This window comes from Streptomyces sp. NPDC001858, from assembly GCF_053594615.1.
In genome coordinates this window covers 12,052-29,476 of sequence record NZ_JBSFEV010000063.1, presented here as the reverse complement: position 1 = coordinate 29,476, position 17,425 = coordinate 12,052, and the positions used below count along the sequence as shown (strand labels likewise).

Genomic DNA, 17,425 nt, shown 5'->3' with positions numbered 1-17,425 from the left:
AGCCTCGGCCGCAAGGAAGGCGTCACCCAGTTCTCCTACCCCAACGACAAGGTCAACGCCGCCAGCATCAGCGGCCGCACCGGCGCCGGCGTCAAAGAGATCGCCTGCCGCTTCACCCTCAACAAGCTCCTCTCCGGAGCACGCAAGGCCAGCTCCCGACCCAACGCCGACCGCGCCGGGCGCGCCGCCTGACGACCATCCTGTCTCCGGCCGGACCGACCGGTCCGGCCGCAGGAAGACCGACAGCAGTGACCAGCAGACAACGCCTCGCATTCCGTGCCTGGATCCGCGGCGTATTTCACACCAGCTCGCCCCACCCGACCTGACCAGTTGCGAGGCTGCCAACGACCCCGTCATCAGACCGGGTTCATCTTCAACGGCCTGCCACTTGCGCATGGGCCGACCGCCAGAGAGCGAAAAAATACGACATGAACGACCACGGCTCCGCCCCCGCCACCTACACCGGCACCTGGCTGCCCAAGTCCCTGCGCACCACGCCAGAAGCAGCCGACGACGTCGAACGCTTCGAGAACCTGTCACGGGCGCTCAATTCGTTCCAGTCCGCCCTCCGGACCCAGAACCTGAAGGGCATGCTCGACATACTCGCTCCGGACGTTGTTTTCATCAGCGACGGCGGCGGTCTCCAGCAGGTGACACTGCGACCCGTCGTCGGTGCCGACAAAGTACTCCGCTACCTGGCCGGCCGATTCGGCAGGGTCGCCGACGCCTTCACCAGCGAGCCCACGACGATCAACGGCAACCCCGCACTCATCCTACGTGTGGACGGTGTGATCGACGGTGTGCTGGCCTTCCGCGCGGACAGCGCCCGTATCACCGGGCTGTACTACGTCCGCAACCCCAAAAAGCTCACCCGGGTCGAGTCCACAGGCAAGTGACTCTCGCCACCCTCCTGCCGGTCGGGGCCGTCGCCCGCCCGTCTTGCTCCCTTCTGCAGCTAAAATTCTGACTGATGTGAAGATGTGGCAGAACCGCCGGTGATGAGCGGGGACCGGTCCGGCGCCCCGCAGTACGACCAGATGGTCTGGTACACCACCGCCCTGTGCCTGGGCACCACGGAGGCGGAACAGGTCCTGCGCCGCTTCATCCGAGGCGGTCCCCCAACACCCCACTCATGCCGCGCTCGAACGACTCGGCCGCGGCCGGGCCCGCCCGCACACCGAGGAACCGAATGAAAAGACCACCTCTGACCAGCCTGCTCGTCGAGCGAATACTGGGGCTGCCGGCGCCGAAGACCCGGGACCTGCTGGTCGAACGCAACCTCAAGGTCCCGATGCGGGACGGCACCGTGCTGCTGGCCGACCGGTTGGCGCCCCGCATCGGCGGCGAGGGCCTGCCCACCGCGTTGCTGCGCAGCCCCTACGGGCGTGGTGGGCCGATCGCGCTGCAGCTGGCCCGGCCGCTGGCCGAACGAGGGTTTCAGGTGCTGATCCAGAGCACGCGCGGTACGGCGGGCTCCGGCGGGGACTTCGACCCGCTGCGCCATGAACGGCTCGACGGGATCGACACCGTCGACTGGGTGTGCAAGCAGGCGTGGTTCGCGGGATCGATGGTGTTGTGCGGCCCCAGCTATCTCGGCTACACCCTGTGGGCCATGGCCGACCAGCTGCCCGGGCAGGTCAAGGCCATCATTCCGGCGATGACCGAGTCGGCGCTGGGCTTGGAACTGCTGCGCAAGGATGCGTTCGCCCTGGAAGCGGCGTTCGGCTGGGGTGTGCTCGTCGAGGCTCAGCAACGCCGCTGGGCGACGGCCCGGTTCCTGCTGGGGGCGCGCCGGCGTCGCCGTGCCGAGCGAGTCCTGCCGTTGTCCGACGCCGACAGCGCGGCCCTCGGCTACCGTTCCGACATCATCCAGAACTTCATGGTGCACGACACCGACTCCCCGTTCTGGGACGGCACCGACGCCAGCCACCAGGTCCCGGACGTGAGCGTGCCCGCCAGCCTCATCGCGGGCTGGTACGACGTGTTCCTGCCCGGCCAGCTGCGCGACTACGCCCGTCTGCAGGCCGCCGGCCGACATCCCCGCCTGACCATCGGGCCCTGGTCGCACAACTCGTCCTCGATCGTGAAAACCGTGGTGGCCGAGACCCTGGAGTTCGGACTGGACCACGTCCACGGCACCGGCCCCGCCGACCGGGCGCCGGTGCGGGTGTTCGTCATGGGCGCGGAGCAGTGGCGTGACCTGTCCGCCTGGCCCCCGCCGGAATACGCACCGCAGCGCGTTCACCTGCACCCCGCGGGACATCTCGCCCTCGAGCCGTCGCCGACCTCGGAACCGGACTCCTACCGCTACGACCCGGCCGACCCCACGCCTGCCTCGGGCGGAGTACGCCTGCTGCCCGGCATCGAAGCCGGCCGGGTCGACAACGCCGCGCTGGAGGCCCGCCCCGACGTCCTCACCTACACCAGCGACACCCTCTGCGAGGACGTCGAGATGATCGGAGAGGTCAGCGCCGACATCTGGTTCCGCTCCAGCCTGCCGCACGCCGATGTGTTCATCCGCGTATGCGACGTCGATGCCGCAGGCCGCTCCACCAACATCTGCGACGGCTTCATCGGCGTCACACAGGCCGACGAAGTGTCACGTGTCACCGTCACACTGTCCCCCACCGCCTACCTGTTCCACGCGGGCCATCGCATCCGCGTCCAGGTCTCCAGCGGTGCGTTCCCCCAGTACAACCGCAACCCCGGCACCGGCGAACCCCGGCACACCGCCACCGAGCTCAAGGCGGCGGACCAGCAGGTGTTCCACGACCCCGACCACCCCTCCACCGTCAGCCTGCCCTTCCGCATCCGCTGACCCACCCACACAACACACCGTGTCACCACAACATGGTTCCCGCAGCCATCTGGTGATCGCCTGAGCTTCTCTGCACTTCACCCTCACGGTGAACGGCGGCAGGGGCGTCGGTAAGGTCGGCGCCCTCATGGGGAGTGCGATGCGAACATCACGGCGGGGCGGCAGCGAGGAGCAGAAGTACGCACTGACCTCGGACGAGGACGACGGCGACTTTTGGGGCTTCGCTCACGATGCCGAGGGGTTGTTCACGCCGCTGCCGGACGAGGAGGGAGCACGACGAGTGCAGCTCGCGGGTTGCCTCCCGCAGGGCGGCCTACTGAAGTGCGTTGACCACGTCGGCAGTCGTCGTGCCGTGGCGGGGAACGCCTGGTTCGACCTCCTCGACGGTGACGGTGCCACCATGGGGTCCTACTTCGTCAACGAGGTCACCGTCGTCGACGTCAAGCCCTCCGCCCGTGGAGCCGGTCTCATCGACCTCACGGTGACACTGTGGTGCGAGAACGCCCTGGCGGGAGCGGAACGGGTGTGGGACCTGATCCGCGCGGGGCGCCTGAACTGCACTGGCATGTGGCACGACCTTGCGCCCGAGGACAGACACGCGTGGCTGTCGGTGGCACTGTGGTCCCGGGAGTACCAGCGTCAGAGACGGCCCGACGCTCCTCCAGGCCAGGTGTTCACCCTGGACGGTCGGCGCATCGTCGACGAGGACAGCTTCTACTGCGCGATCGGTGAGGCCGTCAACGGGCCTGGAGGATACTTCGGCTGGAACCTTGACGCTCTGGACGACTGTCTACGAGGCGGCTGGGGCGCCACCACCCCGTTCACCTTGCACTGGGATTCCTCGGCCGAGGCCGAGGCCGAGCCCACCAGCGATGGCGAGGTTTCGCTGTTCGCCCTGCTCCTGGAAATCCTGGAGGAACGGGGCGTACGCGTCATCCGTCAGTGACAGCAGGGCGGATCACGTCTCGTCAGGACCGAGTGCGGCGTTCAGTGCGCGCAGGGCGTCATCGTATGCGGGTCTTCGCCTTGGATGAGTTCGGACCGCTTGGGAAATGCACCGTGTTGCCTTGGCTGTGGTGTGTGCTACGTCTCATCTGTGGGCTGTTACGGCAGAAGGTGGGCCGGTGTCTTTATGCCGAGTCCACAACATGGGAGTGATGATGAGCAGGAACGCCGAGCGTGGCGGTTGCCGGCGGCGGGTACGGGGGCATGACGGCGGGCCGGCGGCCTGGCTCTGCGCAACGGTGTACCGGTGACCGTGGTCGATCCGCGTCCCGAGTTCGTCGCGGTGTTCGCCGGCCACCGCCGTGCCGTCCCCTACGTACCCGAACCTGCGGACCCCGTTGAGTGGCCGCACTCCGAGGTGGAGCGCTTCCACCTCACCCCGGCGCGGTGCGCCCCGGCTGCCGTCGAGACCGTCCGCCAACACCGTCCTCCGGCCGAGGGCGCCGTACTGATCGGCGCCACGCTTCCGCACGTCCTGTTCGACACTCCGCCGCTTCGGCGGCCGCAGGAGTCGGAAGCAGCACAACCCACCATTACAGGAGAACCAAGATGAACCCATGGAACCGCGTCCTCTGGCTGCTGGCAGGCACTGCCGCAGTAGTGGGCCTCACGGTACCGCTGACCGGGACGCACGTCACGGTGCCGGTGCTGCTGCTGTCGGTCCCGTTCGCGCTGATCCACGGGTGGCGGAGGTACGGGTGGCGGACGCTGCTCTTCTTTCTGATCGTGACCCTGGTGGTGAGCAACTTCTTCGAGAACCTGAGCGTTGCCACCGGGTTCCCGTTCGGCGAGTACCACTACACGGGGTCGCCGCAGCTGATTCATGTGCCCCTTGAGATCGGCCCGATCTACTTCGGTCTGGGCTACATCTGCTGGCAGGTGGCCAACACCCTGCTCGACGAGGCGGACAGCCGTCTGAGCGGCTCGTCCGGGACGCTCACCGGCCGGGTCGAGGTCGTGGCGCTGCCGATGGTGGCCGCGGCCCTGATGACCATGTTCGACCTCGGCGTCGACTCGATCGCCGCCACCGTGAAGGAAGTCTGGATCTGGGAAGAGGGCGGCGGCGTCTTCGGTGTGCCGTACACCAACTACCTGGGCTGGTGGTTCGTCACCTACCTCTACTTCCAGATCTTCGCGCTGTACCTGATGAAGCGTCAGCCGGCGTCCGGCTCGGTGTCGGTGCAGACCGAGGGACGTGGGGTGCTGGCGCAGAACGTGCTCTTCTACGCGGCGCTGGGCCTGAGCTCGATTCCCTACTTCATCGGCGCCTCGGAGGGCATCGTCAAGGACGGTGCCGGGGTCAGCTGGAACGGGGATGCGCTCACCGAGACGCTGATGACGATCAACATCTTCACCACGGTGTTCGCCGCGTTCCTCGCCACGGTCAAGCTGGCTCGCAACGACCTGGCCCTGCGACGCCGCTGATTCCGAGTGAGACAGTCCGACTGACCACAGTTTGACTGACACAGTTTGAGTGACACAGAACGGCCGCCGGTCACTTCTCCGGCGGCCGTTCGCTGTGTTTCCCGGCGGATGTGGTGAGGCTCTTTCCGTCGCGTCAGCGGCTGTCCCGCGGACCCTCGTCGATGGTGGACAACAGGCTTGCGACCAAGGGGTTTCGGTCGTTCCTGCGCCAGGCGACGGCGACTCGGGTGCGGGCGGTGCTCGGATCGATCCTGCGGAAGGCGACGCCTTTGAGGCGGATGCGTCGGATGCTCGCCGGAGCCAGCGATACGCCCAGGCCTGCCTCCACCAGCGCACAAACGGTCTGCCATTCCACCGCGCTCTGCACCACCCGGGGCATGAAGCCGGCGGCCGTGCACAGGCCGGTGATCTGATCGTGCAGCTGCGGGCCCACCGTGCGCGGCAGCAGCACGAAGGGCGAGTTCGCCAACTGGGCGACGGGGACGGTCCGCCGGGCCGCGAGCGGGTGTGCGGACGGGAGGACGGCCACGAAGGGCTCGGTCAGCACGGTCGCGAAGTTCAACTCTTCTTCGTCGGCCGGGGGTTCGCGCAGCAGGCCGATGTCGATGCTCTTGTCGCGCAGGGCGGCGAGCTGCGGCGCGGTGGTCATTTCTTGACATCCTCCCCCTCTTAAAAGAGGGGGATTCCAGCCCATTTGGGCTGAGGTTCACGGACGCTCGTCCCCTTGCGGGGTGTCGTCCCTCCGGCACCGGCTGTTCGCCGGGGGCGGGGGATCCCGCCCTGTCCTGCCGCGACGTTTGTTGCTGCGTTGGTGTCCGCGTTGCAGGTGAAACCACAGGAGGAGCAGACGAACTCGGCTTGGCTCTTGCGCGAGTTCTTGTCGATCCAGCCGCAGGCGCTGCACCGCAGAGATGTGTAGGGGGCGGGTACGTCCTCGACCCGGCCGGGGGCTTTGTGTCCGGTGCGCTGGCGGAGCAGGCCCCAGCCCTGGGCGAGGATGCCCCGGTTCAGCCCCGCCTTCTGCACCACGTTCCTGCCCGGCTCGGCCAGGGTGCCCTTCGCGGAGCGGGTCATGTTCTTGATGTTGAGCTTCTCGAAGCGGATCAGGTCGTAGCCGCGGGCGAGCAGGGTGGACGTCTTCTCGCACCAGTCCTTGCGCCGGTTGGCTTCGCGGGCCCTGAGCCGGGCGACGGCCGCGTGGGCGGCCGTCCTCCGCTTGCTGTCCTTGGGGGCGCGGGCGGCGCGCCGCTGGTGCTTGCGGATCTGGGCGCGTTCGCGGGCGGTGAGCTGCGGGCAGTTCAGTTGCCGCCCGTCGGAGAGGGCCGCGGTGATCGTGATGCCGCGGTCGATGCCGATGGCCTCACCGGTGCCGGGCGCGGGCACCGGCTCGGGGACGACGGCGAACGCGGCATGCCACTGCCCGTTGCGGAAGGTGACCCGGAACGTCTTCGCGCCGGGCAGCTTCGCTCCCCTGCCCCGGGCGCTGAGACGGAAGCGGACCCAGCCGCAGCCGGGCACCTTCACCTGCGCCCACCGACGATTGAGCTTCCGCACGACCACCGAGCGGCCCATGATCGGCCTGCCGGTCTTCGCGTTCAGCTTCGGCGTGCCGTCCTCGTGGCACTCGGGGACGCGGTCGGTGCCGATGACCCGGAAACCCTCGTGCCGGTGCCTCCTGCGCCAGGTCGGCTCACCGAACCCGGACGTGAAACGCGCGGCCCTGGCCTTCGCGAAGTCCTTCAGCGCCTGCTGCTGCACATCCGCGTTCCCCGTCGCCAGCCACTCGTTCTCCCGCCGCGCCTCGGTGAGCTGACGACACTGCTCCGCGAACCCCGGCGCGGACCCACGACCCGGCCTCCAGTGCGCATGCTGCTCCACGGCGAGGTTCCAGACGTAGCGGGCGTGCGCGCAGTGCAGCAGCATCTGCCGCTCCTGCCCGCCCGTCGGGTACATCCGAAACCGCGCCATGCCGTGAACGTAGACCACACGTTCCCTGGCCGCGCACCCCATCGATCACCGTCACTCGTCCGAGTGACCACACCTCACCGGCCACCGGCCACCGGGTCATTCACTCCCCGTCACCGCCACCTGTCCGCAGCCACCCTCCACATCCTGGACGAGAACACCGGATCGCCCTGACGGCGATCCGGCTGCCCCTGCCCCGCTCCGCGGGAGCGGGCATCCACCCCGGCCCTGAAGGACCGGGCACCCTGCCCGAAAGCAAGATGGACATCGCGCTGCACGATCTCGCGGCGGTCCGCCTCGGGGTCCCGCTGGTCCGGCTGCTGGGCGGCTCCCGGCTGGTGGTGCCCACCGACGTGAGCCTCGCGGCGGGCACGGTGGACGGTCTGGCCGCGGCGGCGAGGAGCCGCGCCGCGGACGGCTTCGACGTGTTGAAGGTCAAGGTCGGCACGGACGCGGCCACGGACGTCGGCCGTGTGACGGCGGTGCGCCGGGCGGTCGGTCCCGAGGTGAGGATCCGTCTCGACGCCAACCAGGGGTGGACGCCCCGCGAGGCGGTACGGGTCATCCGCGCGCTGGAGGACGCGGGCACGGGGGTGGAGTTCGTCGAACAGCCGGTCGCCTACCGGGATGTGGAGGGCCTGGCGTGGGTGAGCGACCGCGTCGAGACGCCGATCATGGCGGACGAGTCCGTGTTCGACGTGCGTGACCTGGTGGAGGTGATCCGCCGGCGCGCGGCGGACCTGGTCAACGTCAAGCTGGCGAAGAGCGGCGGACTCAGCGCCGCCCGCACCCTCCTCGAACTGGCGCGAGCCCAGGGCATGGGCACGATCGTCGGCTGCATGCTGGAGAGTGAGATCGGCACCGGCGCCGCGGCCAGTCTGGTGGCCGCCTACGGGACCACGCTGGTCAGCGACCTCGACGCGGTGTGGTGGCTCTGGCGTCCCGCCGTCGTCGGCGGCATGCGGTACCGAGGCGCCGCGGTCGTGCTGCCCGACGCGCCTGGCCTGGGGATCTCCGGCTTGGCGGACCCGTCCGGCGGCGATGCCGACGTCACCACGAGATCCCATTTTTAAGTTAATTAGCAATTAATATTGACAGTCTTGAGGGGTCTCGGCACAGTTTCCGCCGTGGCACCGACGCCCGGCACGACCGAGCGGTGCGCCCAGAGCACATCAACTCTCGGGAGACCTCAGCGGCTTCACAGCCTTGTCCGGCTTGTCCGACTCGGACACGCCCTCCAGATAATAAATTAGTAATTAATCTTGACGCTGCCCGGACCCCTGCGACAGGCTCTATCTGCCGCACCGGAGCCGGGCCGTCAGGGGCCCTCAGCTCCGTTCCGCACATAGGAGTGCACAGATGACCGCCTTCAACGCCACCCGCCGCAGATTCCTCGTAGGAACAGGCGCAGTCGGCGCCGGCGCGCTGCTCAGCGGCTGCGTCACCTCGAGCCCGTCCGCCTCCGGAGGAAAGTCCGGCGGCCCGGTGACCCTGCAGTCCAACCTCTCCTCCCCGCAGGCCAAGACCGCGATGCAGGCGATCGTCGCCGCCTTCGACAAGCGCGGCGGGGCCGACGCCCAGCTCAACACCGTCGCGTCGGAGACCTTCCGCACCCAGCTGCCGACCTACCTCACCTCGGCCAACCCGCCGGACGTCTACAGCTGGTACCCCGGCTCCGTGGCCGAGTCGTACGCCAAGAAGGACCTGCTCCTCGACCTCGACGACATATGGACGAAGCCCGAACTCGCCGGCTACTCCGACGCGTTGAAGAAGCTGTGCACCTCGTCCTCCATGGGCAAGAAGGTCTTCGTGCCCACCAGCTACTACTGGTGGGGCATGTTCTACCGGAAGTCGAACTTCGCCAAGTGGGGCGTCCAGGAGCCCAAGACCTGGGACGAGTTCCTCGACCTGTGCGACAAGCTCAAGAGCAAGGGCGTCGCCCCGATCGGCATCGGCGCCGGCGGCGACACGCCCTGGGTCGCCTCCTCCTGGTTCGACTACCTCAACATCCGCGTCAACGGCGCGACTTACCACCGCGACCTCCTCGCGGGCAAGCACCGCTTCGACGACCCCGAGGTCCGCAAGGTCTTCGACAAGTGGGACGAGGCCCGCCCGTACTTCGACCCCGACGGCACGGCCATCCCCTTCCAGGACGCCACCACCGCGCTCCTCCAGGGCCGTACCGGCATGATGCTCATCGGCACCTTCTTCGCCGACGCCGCTCCCAAGGACGCCCTGGGCGACCTGGACTTCTTCCAGTTCCCCATCATCGACCCGAAGGTGCCGGTCGCCGAGGAGGCGCCCACCGACGGCTTCTTCGCCAGCGCCCGCACCAAGCGCGCCGACGGCGTCAAGGAACTGCTGCTCTACCTGGCCACCGCCGAGTCGCAGGAGCTCTACCTCAAGAGCGGCTCCGGGACCACGCTGCCCACGCACCCCGACGCCAAGGACGCCGGCACCCCGCTGGTCCTCAAGGGGCGCAAGCTCATCGAGAGCGCCGTCGATCTGACCCAGTTCTTCAACCGGGACTCCAGCGACGCCCTCCAGCCGACCGCCGACACCGCGCTGGTGCACTACCTGGCCAAGCCCAAGGAGATCGGCTCCATCCTCACCACGTGGCAGCGCAGCGCCCAGAAGATCTGGAGCCAGTGAACATGGCGCTGATCAGCTCCACCCGAAGGTCCAGGGCCACCCGAGTGCCCTCGGTGGTCCTGGCCTTCGTGCTCGTCCCGCTGCTCGCCGAGGCGTTCTGGGTCTTCTGGCCCGCCCTCCAGGGCTTCTACCTCTCCCTGACCTCCTGGGACGGGCTGGGGTCCCCGGAGTTCGTCGGCCTCGACAACTACAGCGAGATGCTGCACGACGAGGTCTTCCGCACCGCCGCGATCGACACGGTGGTGTGGCTGCTGCTCTTCGGCGGGCTCTCCGCCGCGCTCGGGCTCGGTGCCGCGCTGCTGCTCCAACAGGAGCGGCGCGGCATCGCGTTCTACCGGGCGGCGCTCTTCCTGCCGGTGGTCTTCTCCCTGGTGGCGACCGCGCTGGTGTGGCAGGCCATGTACCAGCCGGACGGCCTGATCAACAACGTGCTGGAGGGCGTCGGCCTCGACAGCTGGACGCACGCCTGGCTGGCCGACCAGGACACCGCCCTGTACGCGGTCATCGTGCCCGCGCTGTGGCGCCAGGTCGGCTATGTGATGGTGCTGTACCTGGCCGGCCTCAAGGGCATCGACCCGGTGCTGTACGAGGCGGCGAAGGTCGACGGCGCGACCCGCCTGCAGCAGTTCCGGCACATCACCCTGCCGCAGCTGCGCAGCGTCAACGCGGTCGTCCTGTCGGTGATCGTCATCGACTCGCTGCGCTCGTTCGACGTGGTGTGGGCGCTCACCCGCGGCGGCCCGTACCACTCCTCCGAACTGCTCAGCACCTACATGTACTCCACCGCGTTCCAGTCGCTGCGGCTGGGATACGGTTCCGCGCTCGCCGTCGTCATCTTCGTGCTGGCCTTCGGCGTCATCGCGAGCTACCTCGTGCGCGCCTTCCGGGAGGCCGACTGATGACCGCCACCGACGCGACCGCGCACGTCGACAAGGACGCCGGGGGCCCCACGGGCCGGACCGGCCCCGGCAAGGCCGCCGCGCCCCGCCGCCCCCTGGTGAGCGGCCGCGCCCTGCGCACCACCGGCTTCCACCTCACCGCGGGCCTGCTGTCCTTGGTGTGGCTGCTGCCGATCGCCCTCGTGCTGGTCACCAGCACCCGGACGTTCGACGACATCGCCGCGCACGGCGTCGGCAGCTGGCCGCACTCCTTCACCTTCGACGGCTTCCGCCAGGCGTGGGTGGACGGCGGCCAGCAGCAAGCCCTCATCAACAGTCTGTACGTCACCATTCCCACGGTGCTGCTCTCGCTCGGCCTCGCCTCCATGGCGGCGTTCGCGCTCAGCCGCTACGACCTGCCCTTCCGGCGCAGCCTGCTGCTGCTCATGCTCGGCGGCAACCTGCTGCCCCCGCAGATCCTGCTGATCCCGGTCTCCAAGCTCAGTGAAGTGCTGGGCATCTACGACCAGTTGTACGCCCTGATCGGCGTGCAGGTCGGCTTCGGCGTCGGCTTCTACGTGTTCGTCCTGCACGGTTTCATGAGGGCGATCCCCGGTGAGATCCAGCAGGCCGCCGTCATCGACGGCGCGAACCCGTGGCAGATCTACTGGCGGATCATCCTGCCGCTGGCCCGCCCGGCGCTGGCCGCGCTGACCGCGCTGTCGTTCACCTGGATCTTCAACGATCTGCTGTGGGCCATCACGGTGCTGCGCACCGACAGCCAGATGCCGATCACCGCCTCCCTCCTCGGACTGCAGGGCCAGTACGTGTCCATGTGGAACGTGATCGCGGCCGGCTCGGTGATCGCCGCGGCGCCGACGGTGGCCGTCTTCCTCCGCTTCCAGCGCTACTTCGTGGCCGGACTGAACCTCGGAGCCGTCAAGTGACCCCGCCCGACCGGTGGCTGCTGCGCACCGACACCACCATCTACGCCGTCACCCTCGGCGGCGACGGCCGCTGGGCCGAGCTCGCGGCCTGGGGGCCGCACGGCGCCGAGGACGGGCCGTCGCCCCTGGACTGGTCGCGGCGCACCCACTTCATCGTCCCCGCCGACGCCGCTCCGGCCGAGTACATCCCGTACGGGCTGCGGCCGTTCACCGGTGCCGATCTGATCGCGGCCCGCCCCGGCGGCGACCGCGGCAGCTGGTGGTGGTTCACCGGCGCCACGCAGGACGGCGACCGGGCGCTGCGGCTGGAGTTCGCCGACGAGCTGCTCGGCCTGCGCACCACGCTGTGCTACGAGACGGTGCCCGGCACCGACGTCGTCCTGCGCTGGACGGAGCTCACCTGCACCGGTACGGAGGAGGTGCGGCTGGAGCGCTTCGACTCCGCCGCCGTCAACGTCCCCGTGCAGGGCGGCGCGCGGCTGACGTATCTGTCCGGCCAGTGGTCGCAGGAGTTCCAGCTGAAGCATGTGGAGCTGGAACGCGGCCGGTTCGAGATGGAGAGCACCCAGGGCTCGGCCGGGCACGCGTACCACCCCTGGCTCGCGATCCAGGACGCCGCCTCCCCCGCCGAGGGCGCCACGCCCACCTACGGCATCGCCCTGGAGTGGTCCGGCAACTGGCGGATCACCGCCGACGCCGAGCCCGGCGGCGCCGTGCGGGTGCGCGCCGGCCGGGTGCCGCACGAGGGCGCGGTCCGCCTCTCCCCCGGCGCCACCCTCGTCACGCCCCGGCTGGCCTGCGCGTTCAGCCCGGACGGGCTCGACGGCCTGGCCCGCGTCTGGCACCGCTACGAGCGCCGGCTCAGCGGCGAGCGCATCGACCGTCCGCGCAAGGTCCTCTACAACTCGTGGGAGGCGACCGGCTTCGATGTCGACGCCGCCGGACAGCTGGAGCTCGCCAAGGCGGCCGCGGAGCTGGGCGCCGAACTCTTCGTCGTCGACGACGGCTGGTTCGTCGGACGCCCCGACGACACCGGCGGCCTCGGCGACTGGGACCCGGACCCGGCCGAGTTCCCCGGCGGGTTCGACCGGTTCGTCGAGGACGTCCGCGCCCTCGGGATGGACTTCGGCCTGTGGGTGGAGCCCGAGGGCATCAGCCCCCGCTCCCGGCTCTACGCCGAGCACCCCGAATGGGTGTACCGGATCGAGGGCCGGCCCGCGACGCTCGTCCGCAACCAGCTGCTGCTCGACCTCGGCCGTGCGGACGTCCAGGAATTCGTCATCGGCACCCTCGACCGGCTCCTCGGCTCCCACGCCATCAGCTACCTGAAGTGGGACATGAACCGGCCGCCCACCGAGCGCGGCCGGCCCGGACACCCGGCCGGACCCGACCCCGAGCTCCAGGACCTCGACGCCGCCCATGTCGCCGGCTACCTGCGCGTCCTGGACCATCTGCGCACCGCCCACCCGCACGTCACCGTCGAGGGCTGCGCCGGCGGCGGCGGCCGCGTCGAGCACGCCACCCTCGCCCGCACGGACGTGGTGTGGCCCAGCGACAACACCGCGCCGATGGACCGGCTGCGCATCCAGTACGGCTATCTCCACGCGCACGCCCCGCACACCATGAGTTCCTGGGTCACCGACGCCCCCGGCGTCTTCGACCCGCGGCCCCGCTCCCTCGCCTTCCGGTTCGTCAACTCCATCGCCGGAGTTCTCGGCATCGGCGCCGACATACGGCACTGGACGCCGCAGCAGCGTGCCGAGGCCGCCGAGTGGATCGCCCGCTACAAGGAGATCCGCGACATCGTGCACCACGGCGAGGTCAGTCTGCTCGGCAGCCCCGCCGACCCGACCTGCGGCATCCAGTACACGGAGCCGGGGGAAGGCGGAGCGGACCCTGGCGCCCGCCTGGTGGTGACGGCCTGGAACACCGGCATGCTCGACGGCGCGCCGCTGGTGCCCGGCCGGGCCGCCCGGCTGCGGCTGCGCGGTCTGCCGCCGGACGCCGTGTACACGGACGCCGCCACCGGCGCCCGCTACAGCGGCGCGTACCTGCTCCATTCGGGACTGCCGTTCGCCTGGACGGCCGGACACGATGCGGAGCTGACCGTTCTGGCCCGGAAGTGACGACAGCGGAAGAATCTGCACCCCACTCGACTCCCGCATCGGCTCCCGAACAACTGCACCCCGCCTCCCTCTCGAACAGGAGAAGATCCACCCCATGAACGCAGCCGCCCGTTTCACCAACCGTGTCGCCGTCGTCACCGGCGCCGCGTCGGGCATCGGCGCGGCCACCGCGGCACGCCTCGCCGCGGAGGGCGCGGCCGTCGTCCTGGTCGACATCGCCGCCGAACGCGGCGAGGAGACGGCCGAACGGCTGCGCAAGGACGGGGCCCGGGCCCTCTTCGTCGCCGCCGACGTCGCGAGCGAGGACGACTGGCAGCAGGTGATGACCGCCGCCCACACCTTCGGGCCGGTGGGCGTCCTGGTCAGCAACGCCTACACGGTGGCGGTCGCCCCGGCCCACGAGACCAGCCTCGCCTCCTGGGAGCGGCAGCTCTCGGTCAACCTCACCGGCGCCTTCCTGGGGGTCAGGGCGACGCTGCCCGACCTGCGTGCGCACCACGGGGCCGTGGTCCTCGTCTCCTCCGTGCACGCCCACCGGGGGATCCCCGGCCATCCGGCGTACGCGGCGAGCAAGGGGGCGCTGCTGTCGCTGTGCGGTCAGCTCGCCGTCGAGTACGGTCCCGAGGTCCGCGTCAACGCCGTGCTGCCGGGACCGATCCTGACCGCGGCCTGGGACCGGGTCCCGCCGGCCGATCGCGAGCTGAGTGCCGCCGGAACCGCGGCGCGCCGCTTCGGCACCCCCGAGGAGGTCGCCGCCGCCGTCGCCTTCCTCGCCGCCGGGGAAGCCTCCTACATCACCGGATCGAGCCTGCTCGTGGACGGCGGCTGGAGCGTCGCCAAGGACTCCGCATGACGGGGCCGACCGCTCCAGCCATCGACCTACCAGCAAGAAAGGCACACACATGACGCCATACGCAGGCCGCGGGGTGCACGGCCAGACGGTGGAGACCCTCGCCCGCCGGGTGCTCAGCGGCGAGATCCCCGAGGGAGCGACGCTCGACATGGCGGCCCTGCAGAGCGAGCTGGACGTCAGCCTGACGGCCCTGCGCGAATCGCTCAAGGTGCTCGCGGCCAAGGGCATGGTCGACGCCCGGCAGAAGCGCGGCACGTTCGTCCGGCCCCGCTCGGACTGGAATCTGCTCGACGCCGACGTGCTGCGCTGGCAGTTCTCCGAGAGCACCGCCACCGGCGCCGAGCCCGCGCTGCTGCGCAACCTCGGCGAGGTCCGCGGCATCATCGAACCCGCCGCCGTGCGGCTGGCCGCGGCCCGCCGCACCGACGCCGACCTGGAAGCGCTGGAGGCGGCGCTGACCGCGATGGGCCAGCACGGCGGCGCGAGCGACGCCGTGGAGGCCGACCTCGCCTTCCACCGGGCGCTGCTCGCCGCCACCCACAACGAACTGCTGGAACGCATGGAGATGGTCATCGAGTCGGGCCTGGCCCAACGTGACCGGCTCGTGCACAGCGCCCCCCACAGCGAGGACCCGGTGCCCAGCCACCGAGCCGTCCTCGACGCCGTGCGCGACCGGGATCCGGACGCCGCCGAACATGCCATGCGCGCCCTGCTCGACCAGGCCACGCGCGACCTCGACAAGCTCAGCGTCGCGTCCGGGCCCCAGGGCGCGGACGATTCCGCCGAGAAGAAGGACGGCCAGTCACAGTGAAGATCGCGCGCGTCGAGACCTTCCTCGTCCCGCCCCGTTGGCTGTTCTGCCGCATCGAGACCGACGACGGCGTCGTCGGCTGGGGCGAGCCGGTGGTGGAGGGCCGGGCCGAGGTGGTCAGGTCGGCCGTCGAGGTGCTGGCGGAGTACCTGATCGGACAGGATCCGCTGCGCATCCAGGACCACTGGCAGGTGCTGAGCAAGGGCGGCTTCTACCGCGGCGGCCCGGTCCTGTCCAGCGCCGTCGCCGGCATCGACCAGGCCCTGTGGGACATCGCGGGCCGCTCCCTCGGGGTGCCGGTGCACACGCTGCTCGGCGGCCCGGTCCGCGACAGCGTCCGGGTGTACGCGTGGGTCGGCGGCGACGAACCGAAGCGGCTCACGGAGGAGATCACCGCCCAGGTGGAGGCGGGCTTCACGGCCGTCAAGATGAACGCCGCCGGGCGCACTCCGCCGATCGGCAGCCCCGCCGAGACGGCGGCCGTCGTCGAGCGCGTGGCGGCCGCCCGCGAGGCGCTGGGCCCGCACCGGGACGTCGCCGTCGACTTCCACGGCCGCTTCAGCGCCGCCAACGCGCGCCGCGTGCTGCATGAGATAGCCCCGCTGCACCCGCTGTTCGTGGAGGAGCCCGTCCTGCCCGAACAGGCACATCTGCTGCCCGGGCTGGTCGCCGCCTCGTCCGTGCCGGTGGCCACCGGCGAACGGCTCTACGGGCGCGCCGACTTCCTCCCGGTGCTGACCGCGGGCGTGGCCGTGGCCCAGCCGGACCTGTCGCACGCCGGCGGGATCTCGGAGGTCACCCGGATCGCGTCGCTCGCCGAGACGTTCGGGGCGCATCTGGCGCCGCACTGCCCGCTCGGTCCCATCGCGCTGGCCGCGAGCCTCCAGGTCGCCTTCGCCACGCCCAACTTCCTGATCCAGGAGCAGAGCCGGGGCATCCACTACAACAAGGACGCCGACCTGCTGTCCTACCTGGTGGACACCGAGCCGTTCCGCTTCGTCGACGGCCAGGCGCACCGCACCGCACTGCCCGGACTCGGTATCGCCGTGGACGAGGACGCGGTCCGCGCCGCCGACCGGTCCGGCCATGCCTGGCGCAACCCCGTCTGGCGGCACGCCGACGGCTCCTTCGCCGAATGGTGAGCGTGACGCGGCTGCCCGTGCGCGTCGTCACCGACCCGGACCACGGCGGACGCTGGACGTCGCTGACCGCGGGCGGCCGCGAGTGGCTGTGGCACCGCGACGAGCCCCGCCGCCCGGTGGTCCGGCCCGGTGACCCGTTCGCCGACGCCGGCGGGCTGGAGGAGTGCGTGCCCACCGTGCGCGGGCTGCCCGACCACGGGGACGCCTGGTCGCGGCCCTGGCACAGGGCGGGTGAGGCGGACGTCGTGCAGTGCCCGGACTTCCGCCTGACCCGGCGCATCGCCGAGCAGGGGGACGCCGTCGTCGCCGACTACACGCTCGCCGCCGAGCCCGGCTACCGCTTCGTGTGGGCCGCCCACGCACTGCTGGACCTCTCCCCCGCCGCCCGGATCGACATCGCCGGACCGGCCGTTACCCGGCTCTACCCGGACGAGGGCGACCGCTGGGTCACGGGCACCTGGCCGAGCGTCGAGGGCGTACCGCTGGACCGGCTCGGACCGGACGACGGAAGCGCCGTCGGCGCGGTCGTCCTCACCTCCCGGGTGGCGGTGCGCGACGGCGCGGACACGCTGCACCTGTCCGTCGAGGCCGACGGGCAGCCCGTCGCGGTCGCGCTGTGGCGCAACCTCGGCGGCTTCCCCCAGGACGCGCCCTACCGCTCGATCGGCGTCGAACCGATGCTCGGCCGCGTCTTCGACCGCGCCGTGGCCGACGAAGGCGACACCGCCGTCGTGCCACCGGGCGGCGAGGTCTCCTGGCGGCTCACCGTCACCGCGACCCGCCACGCCTGAACCCATCACCTG

The 17,425-nt window shown here is 70.4% G+C and carries 15 protein-coding genes and 2 pseudogenes; 15 read left to right on the top strand and 2 right to left on the bottom strand.

Features of this window, described 5'->3' with window-relative positions; genetic code table 11:
* From ACWCPF_RS42850 to ACWCPF_RS42825, 6 genes and pseudogenes are all read left to right on the top strand, one after another.
* Window positions 1-192, top strand: a pseudogene (locus tag ACWCPF_RS42850) (FAD-dependent oxidoreductase); the annotation flags it as partial.
* A gap of 236 nt (window positions 193-428) precedes the next feature.
* Window positions 429-896 carry a hypothetical protein gene (locus ACWCPF_RS42845; RefSeq protein ID WP_451050568.1) on the top strand — a complete coding sequence of 156 codons (468 nt, stop codon included), beginning with the start codon at window positions 429-431 and terminating at the stop codon, window positions 894-896.
* A gap of 293 nt (window positions 897-1,189) precedes the next feature.
* On the top strand, window positions 1,190-2,818 hold the full coding sequence (locus tag ACWCPF_RS42840; RefSeq protein WP_451050567.1) for a CocE/NonD family hydrolase: 1,629 nt from the start codon (window positions 1,190-1,192) through the stop codon (window positions 2,816-2,818).
* A 139-nt stretch (window positions 2,819-2,957) separates the two neighbouring features.
* Window positions 2,958-3,764, top strand: coding sequence for a barstar family protein (locus tag ACWCPF_RS42835; protein WP_451050566.1), 807 nt, complete (start codon window positions 2,958-2,960; stop codon window positions 3,762-3,764).
* Between the two features lie 306 nt (window positions 3,765-4,070).
* Window positions 4,071-4,376, top strand: a complete 306-nt coding sequence (locus ACWCPF_RS42830; RefSeq protein ID WP_451050565.1) for a hypothetical protein — start codon at window positions 4,071-4,073, stop codon at window positions 4,374-4,376.
* A complete protein-coding gene (locus tag ACWCPF_RS42825; RefSeq protein WP_451050564.1) occupies window positions 4,373-5,248 on the top strand; it encodes a carotenoid biosynthesis protein in 876 nt (291 codons plus the stop codon). Before ACWCPF_RS42830 ends, ACWCPF_RS42825 begins: the two co-directional genes overlap by 4 nt.
* Window positions 5,249-5,381: 133 nt before the next feature.
* Here ACWCPF_RS42825 and ACWCPF_RS42820 read toward each other — a convergent pair.
* Together ACWCPF_RS42820 and ACWCPF_RS42815 are read right to left on the bottom strand one after the other, a co-directional pair.
* Window positions 5,382-5,900, bottom strand: a pseudogene (locus ACWCPF_RS42820) (LysR family substrate-binding domain-containing protein); the annotation flags it as partial.
* Between the two features lie 17 nt (window positions 5,901-5,917).
* The gene (locus tag ACWCPF_RS42815; RefSeq protein ID WP_451050563.1) at window positions 5,918-7,216 is read right to left on the bottom strand and encodes an RNA-guided endonuclease InsQ/TnpB family protein; all 1,299 of its coding nucleotides are present in this window, start codon (window positions 7,214-7,216) and stop codon (window positions 5,918-5,920) included.
* Window positions 7,217-7,473: 257 nt separating this feature from the next.
* Between ACWCPF_RS42815 and ACWCPF_RS42810 the strand changes: the two genes are divergently transcribed.
* From ACWCPF_RS42810 to ACWCPF_RS42770, 9 genes are all read left to right on the top strand, one after another.
* On the top strand, window positions 7,474-8,286 hold the full coding sequence (locus ACWCPF_RS42810; protein WP_451050562.1) for a mandelate racemase/muconate lactonizing enzyme family protein: 813 nt from the start codon (window positions 7,474-7,476) through the stop codon (window positions 8,284-8,286).
* Between the two features lie 286 nt (window positions 8,287-8,572).
* Window positions 8,573-9,865, top strand: coding sequence for an ABC transporter substrate-binding protein (locus ACWCPF_RS42805; protein WP_451050561.1), 1,293 nt, complete (start codon window positions 8,573-8,575; stop codon window positions 9,863-9,865).
* 2 nt (window positions 9,866-9,867) lie between these two features.
* The gene (locus ACWCPF_RS42800; protein ID WP_451050560.1) at window positions 9,868-10,764 is read left to right on the top strand and encodes a carbohydrate ABC transporter permease; all 897 of its coding nucleotides are present in this window, start codon (window positions 9,868-9,870) and stop codon (window positions 10,762-10,764) included.
* Complete coding sequence (locus ACWCPF_RS42795) at window positions 10,764-11,690, top strand: carbohydrate ABC transporter permease (RefSeq protein WP_451050559.1); 927 nt, start codon at window positions 10,764-10,766, stop codon at window positions 11,688-11,690. The genes ACWCPF_RS42800 and ACWCPF_RS42795 overlap by 1 nt, the downstream gene beginning before the upstream one ends.
* Entirely contained in the window at window positions 11,687-13,816 is a 2,130-nt protein-coding gene (locus ACWCPF_RS42790) for an alpha-galactosidase (protein WP_451050558.1), read from the top strand. The genes ACWCPF_RS42795 and ACWCPF_RS42790 overlap by 4 nt, the downstream gene beginning before the upstream one ends.
* A 94-nt stretch (window positions 13,817-13,910) precedes the next feature.
* The gene (locus ACWCPF_RS42785) at window positions 13,911-14,669 is read left to right on the top strand and encodes an SDR family NAD(P)-dependent oxidoreductase (RefSeq protein ID WP_451050557.1); all 759 of its coding nucleotides are present in this window, start codon (window positions 13,911-13,913) and stop codon (window positions 14,667-14,669) included.
* A 49-nt stretch (window positions 14,670-14,718) separates the two neighbouring features.
* A complete protein-coding gene (locus ACWCPF_RS42780; RefSeq protein ID WP_451050556.1) occupies window positions 14,719-15,480 on the top strand; it encodes a FadR/GntR family transcriptional regulator in 762 nt (253 codons plus the stop codon).
* A complete protein-coding gene (gene dgoD, locus ACWCPF_RS42775; protein ID WP_451050555.1) occupies window positions 15,477-16,622 on the top strand; it encodes a galactonate dehydratase in 1,146 nt (381 codons plus the stop codon). The genes ACWCPF_RS42780 and dgoD overlap by 4 nt, the downstream gene beginning before the upstream one ends.
* A complete protein-coding gene (locus ACWCPF_RS42770; protein ID WP_451050554.1) occupies window positions 16,616-17,413 on the top strand; it encodes a hypothetical protein in 798 nt (265 codons plus the stop codon). Before dgoD ends, ACWCPF_RS42770 begins: the two co-directional genes overlap by 7 nt.
* Window positions 17,414-17,425: the final 12 nt, after the last annotated feature.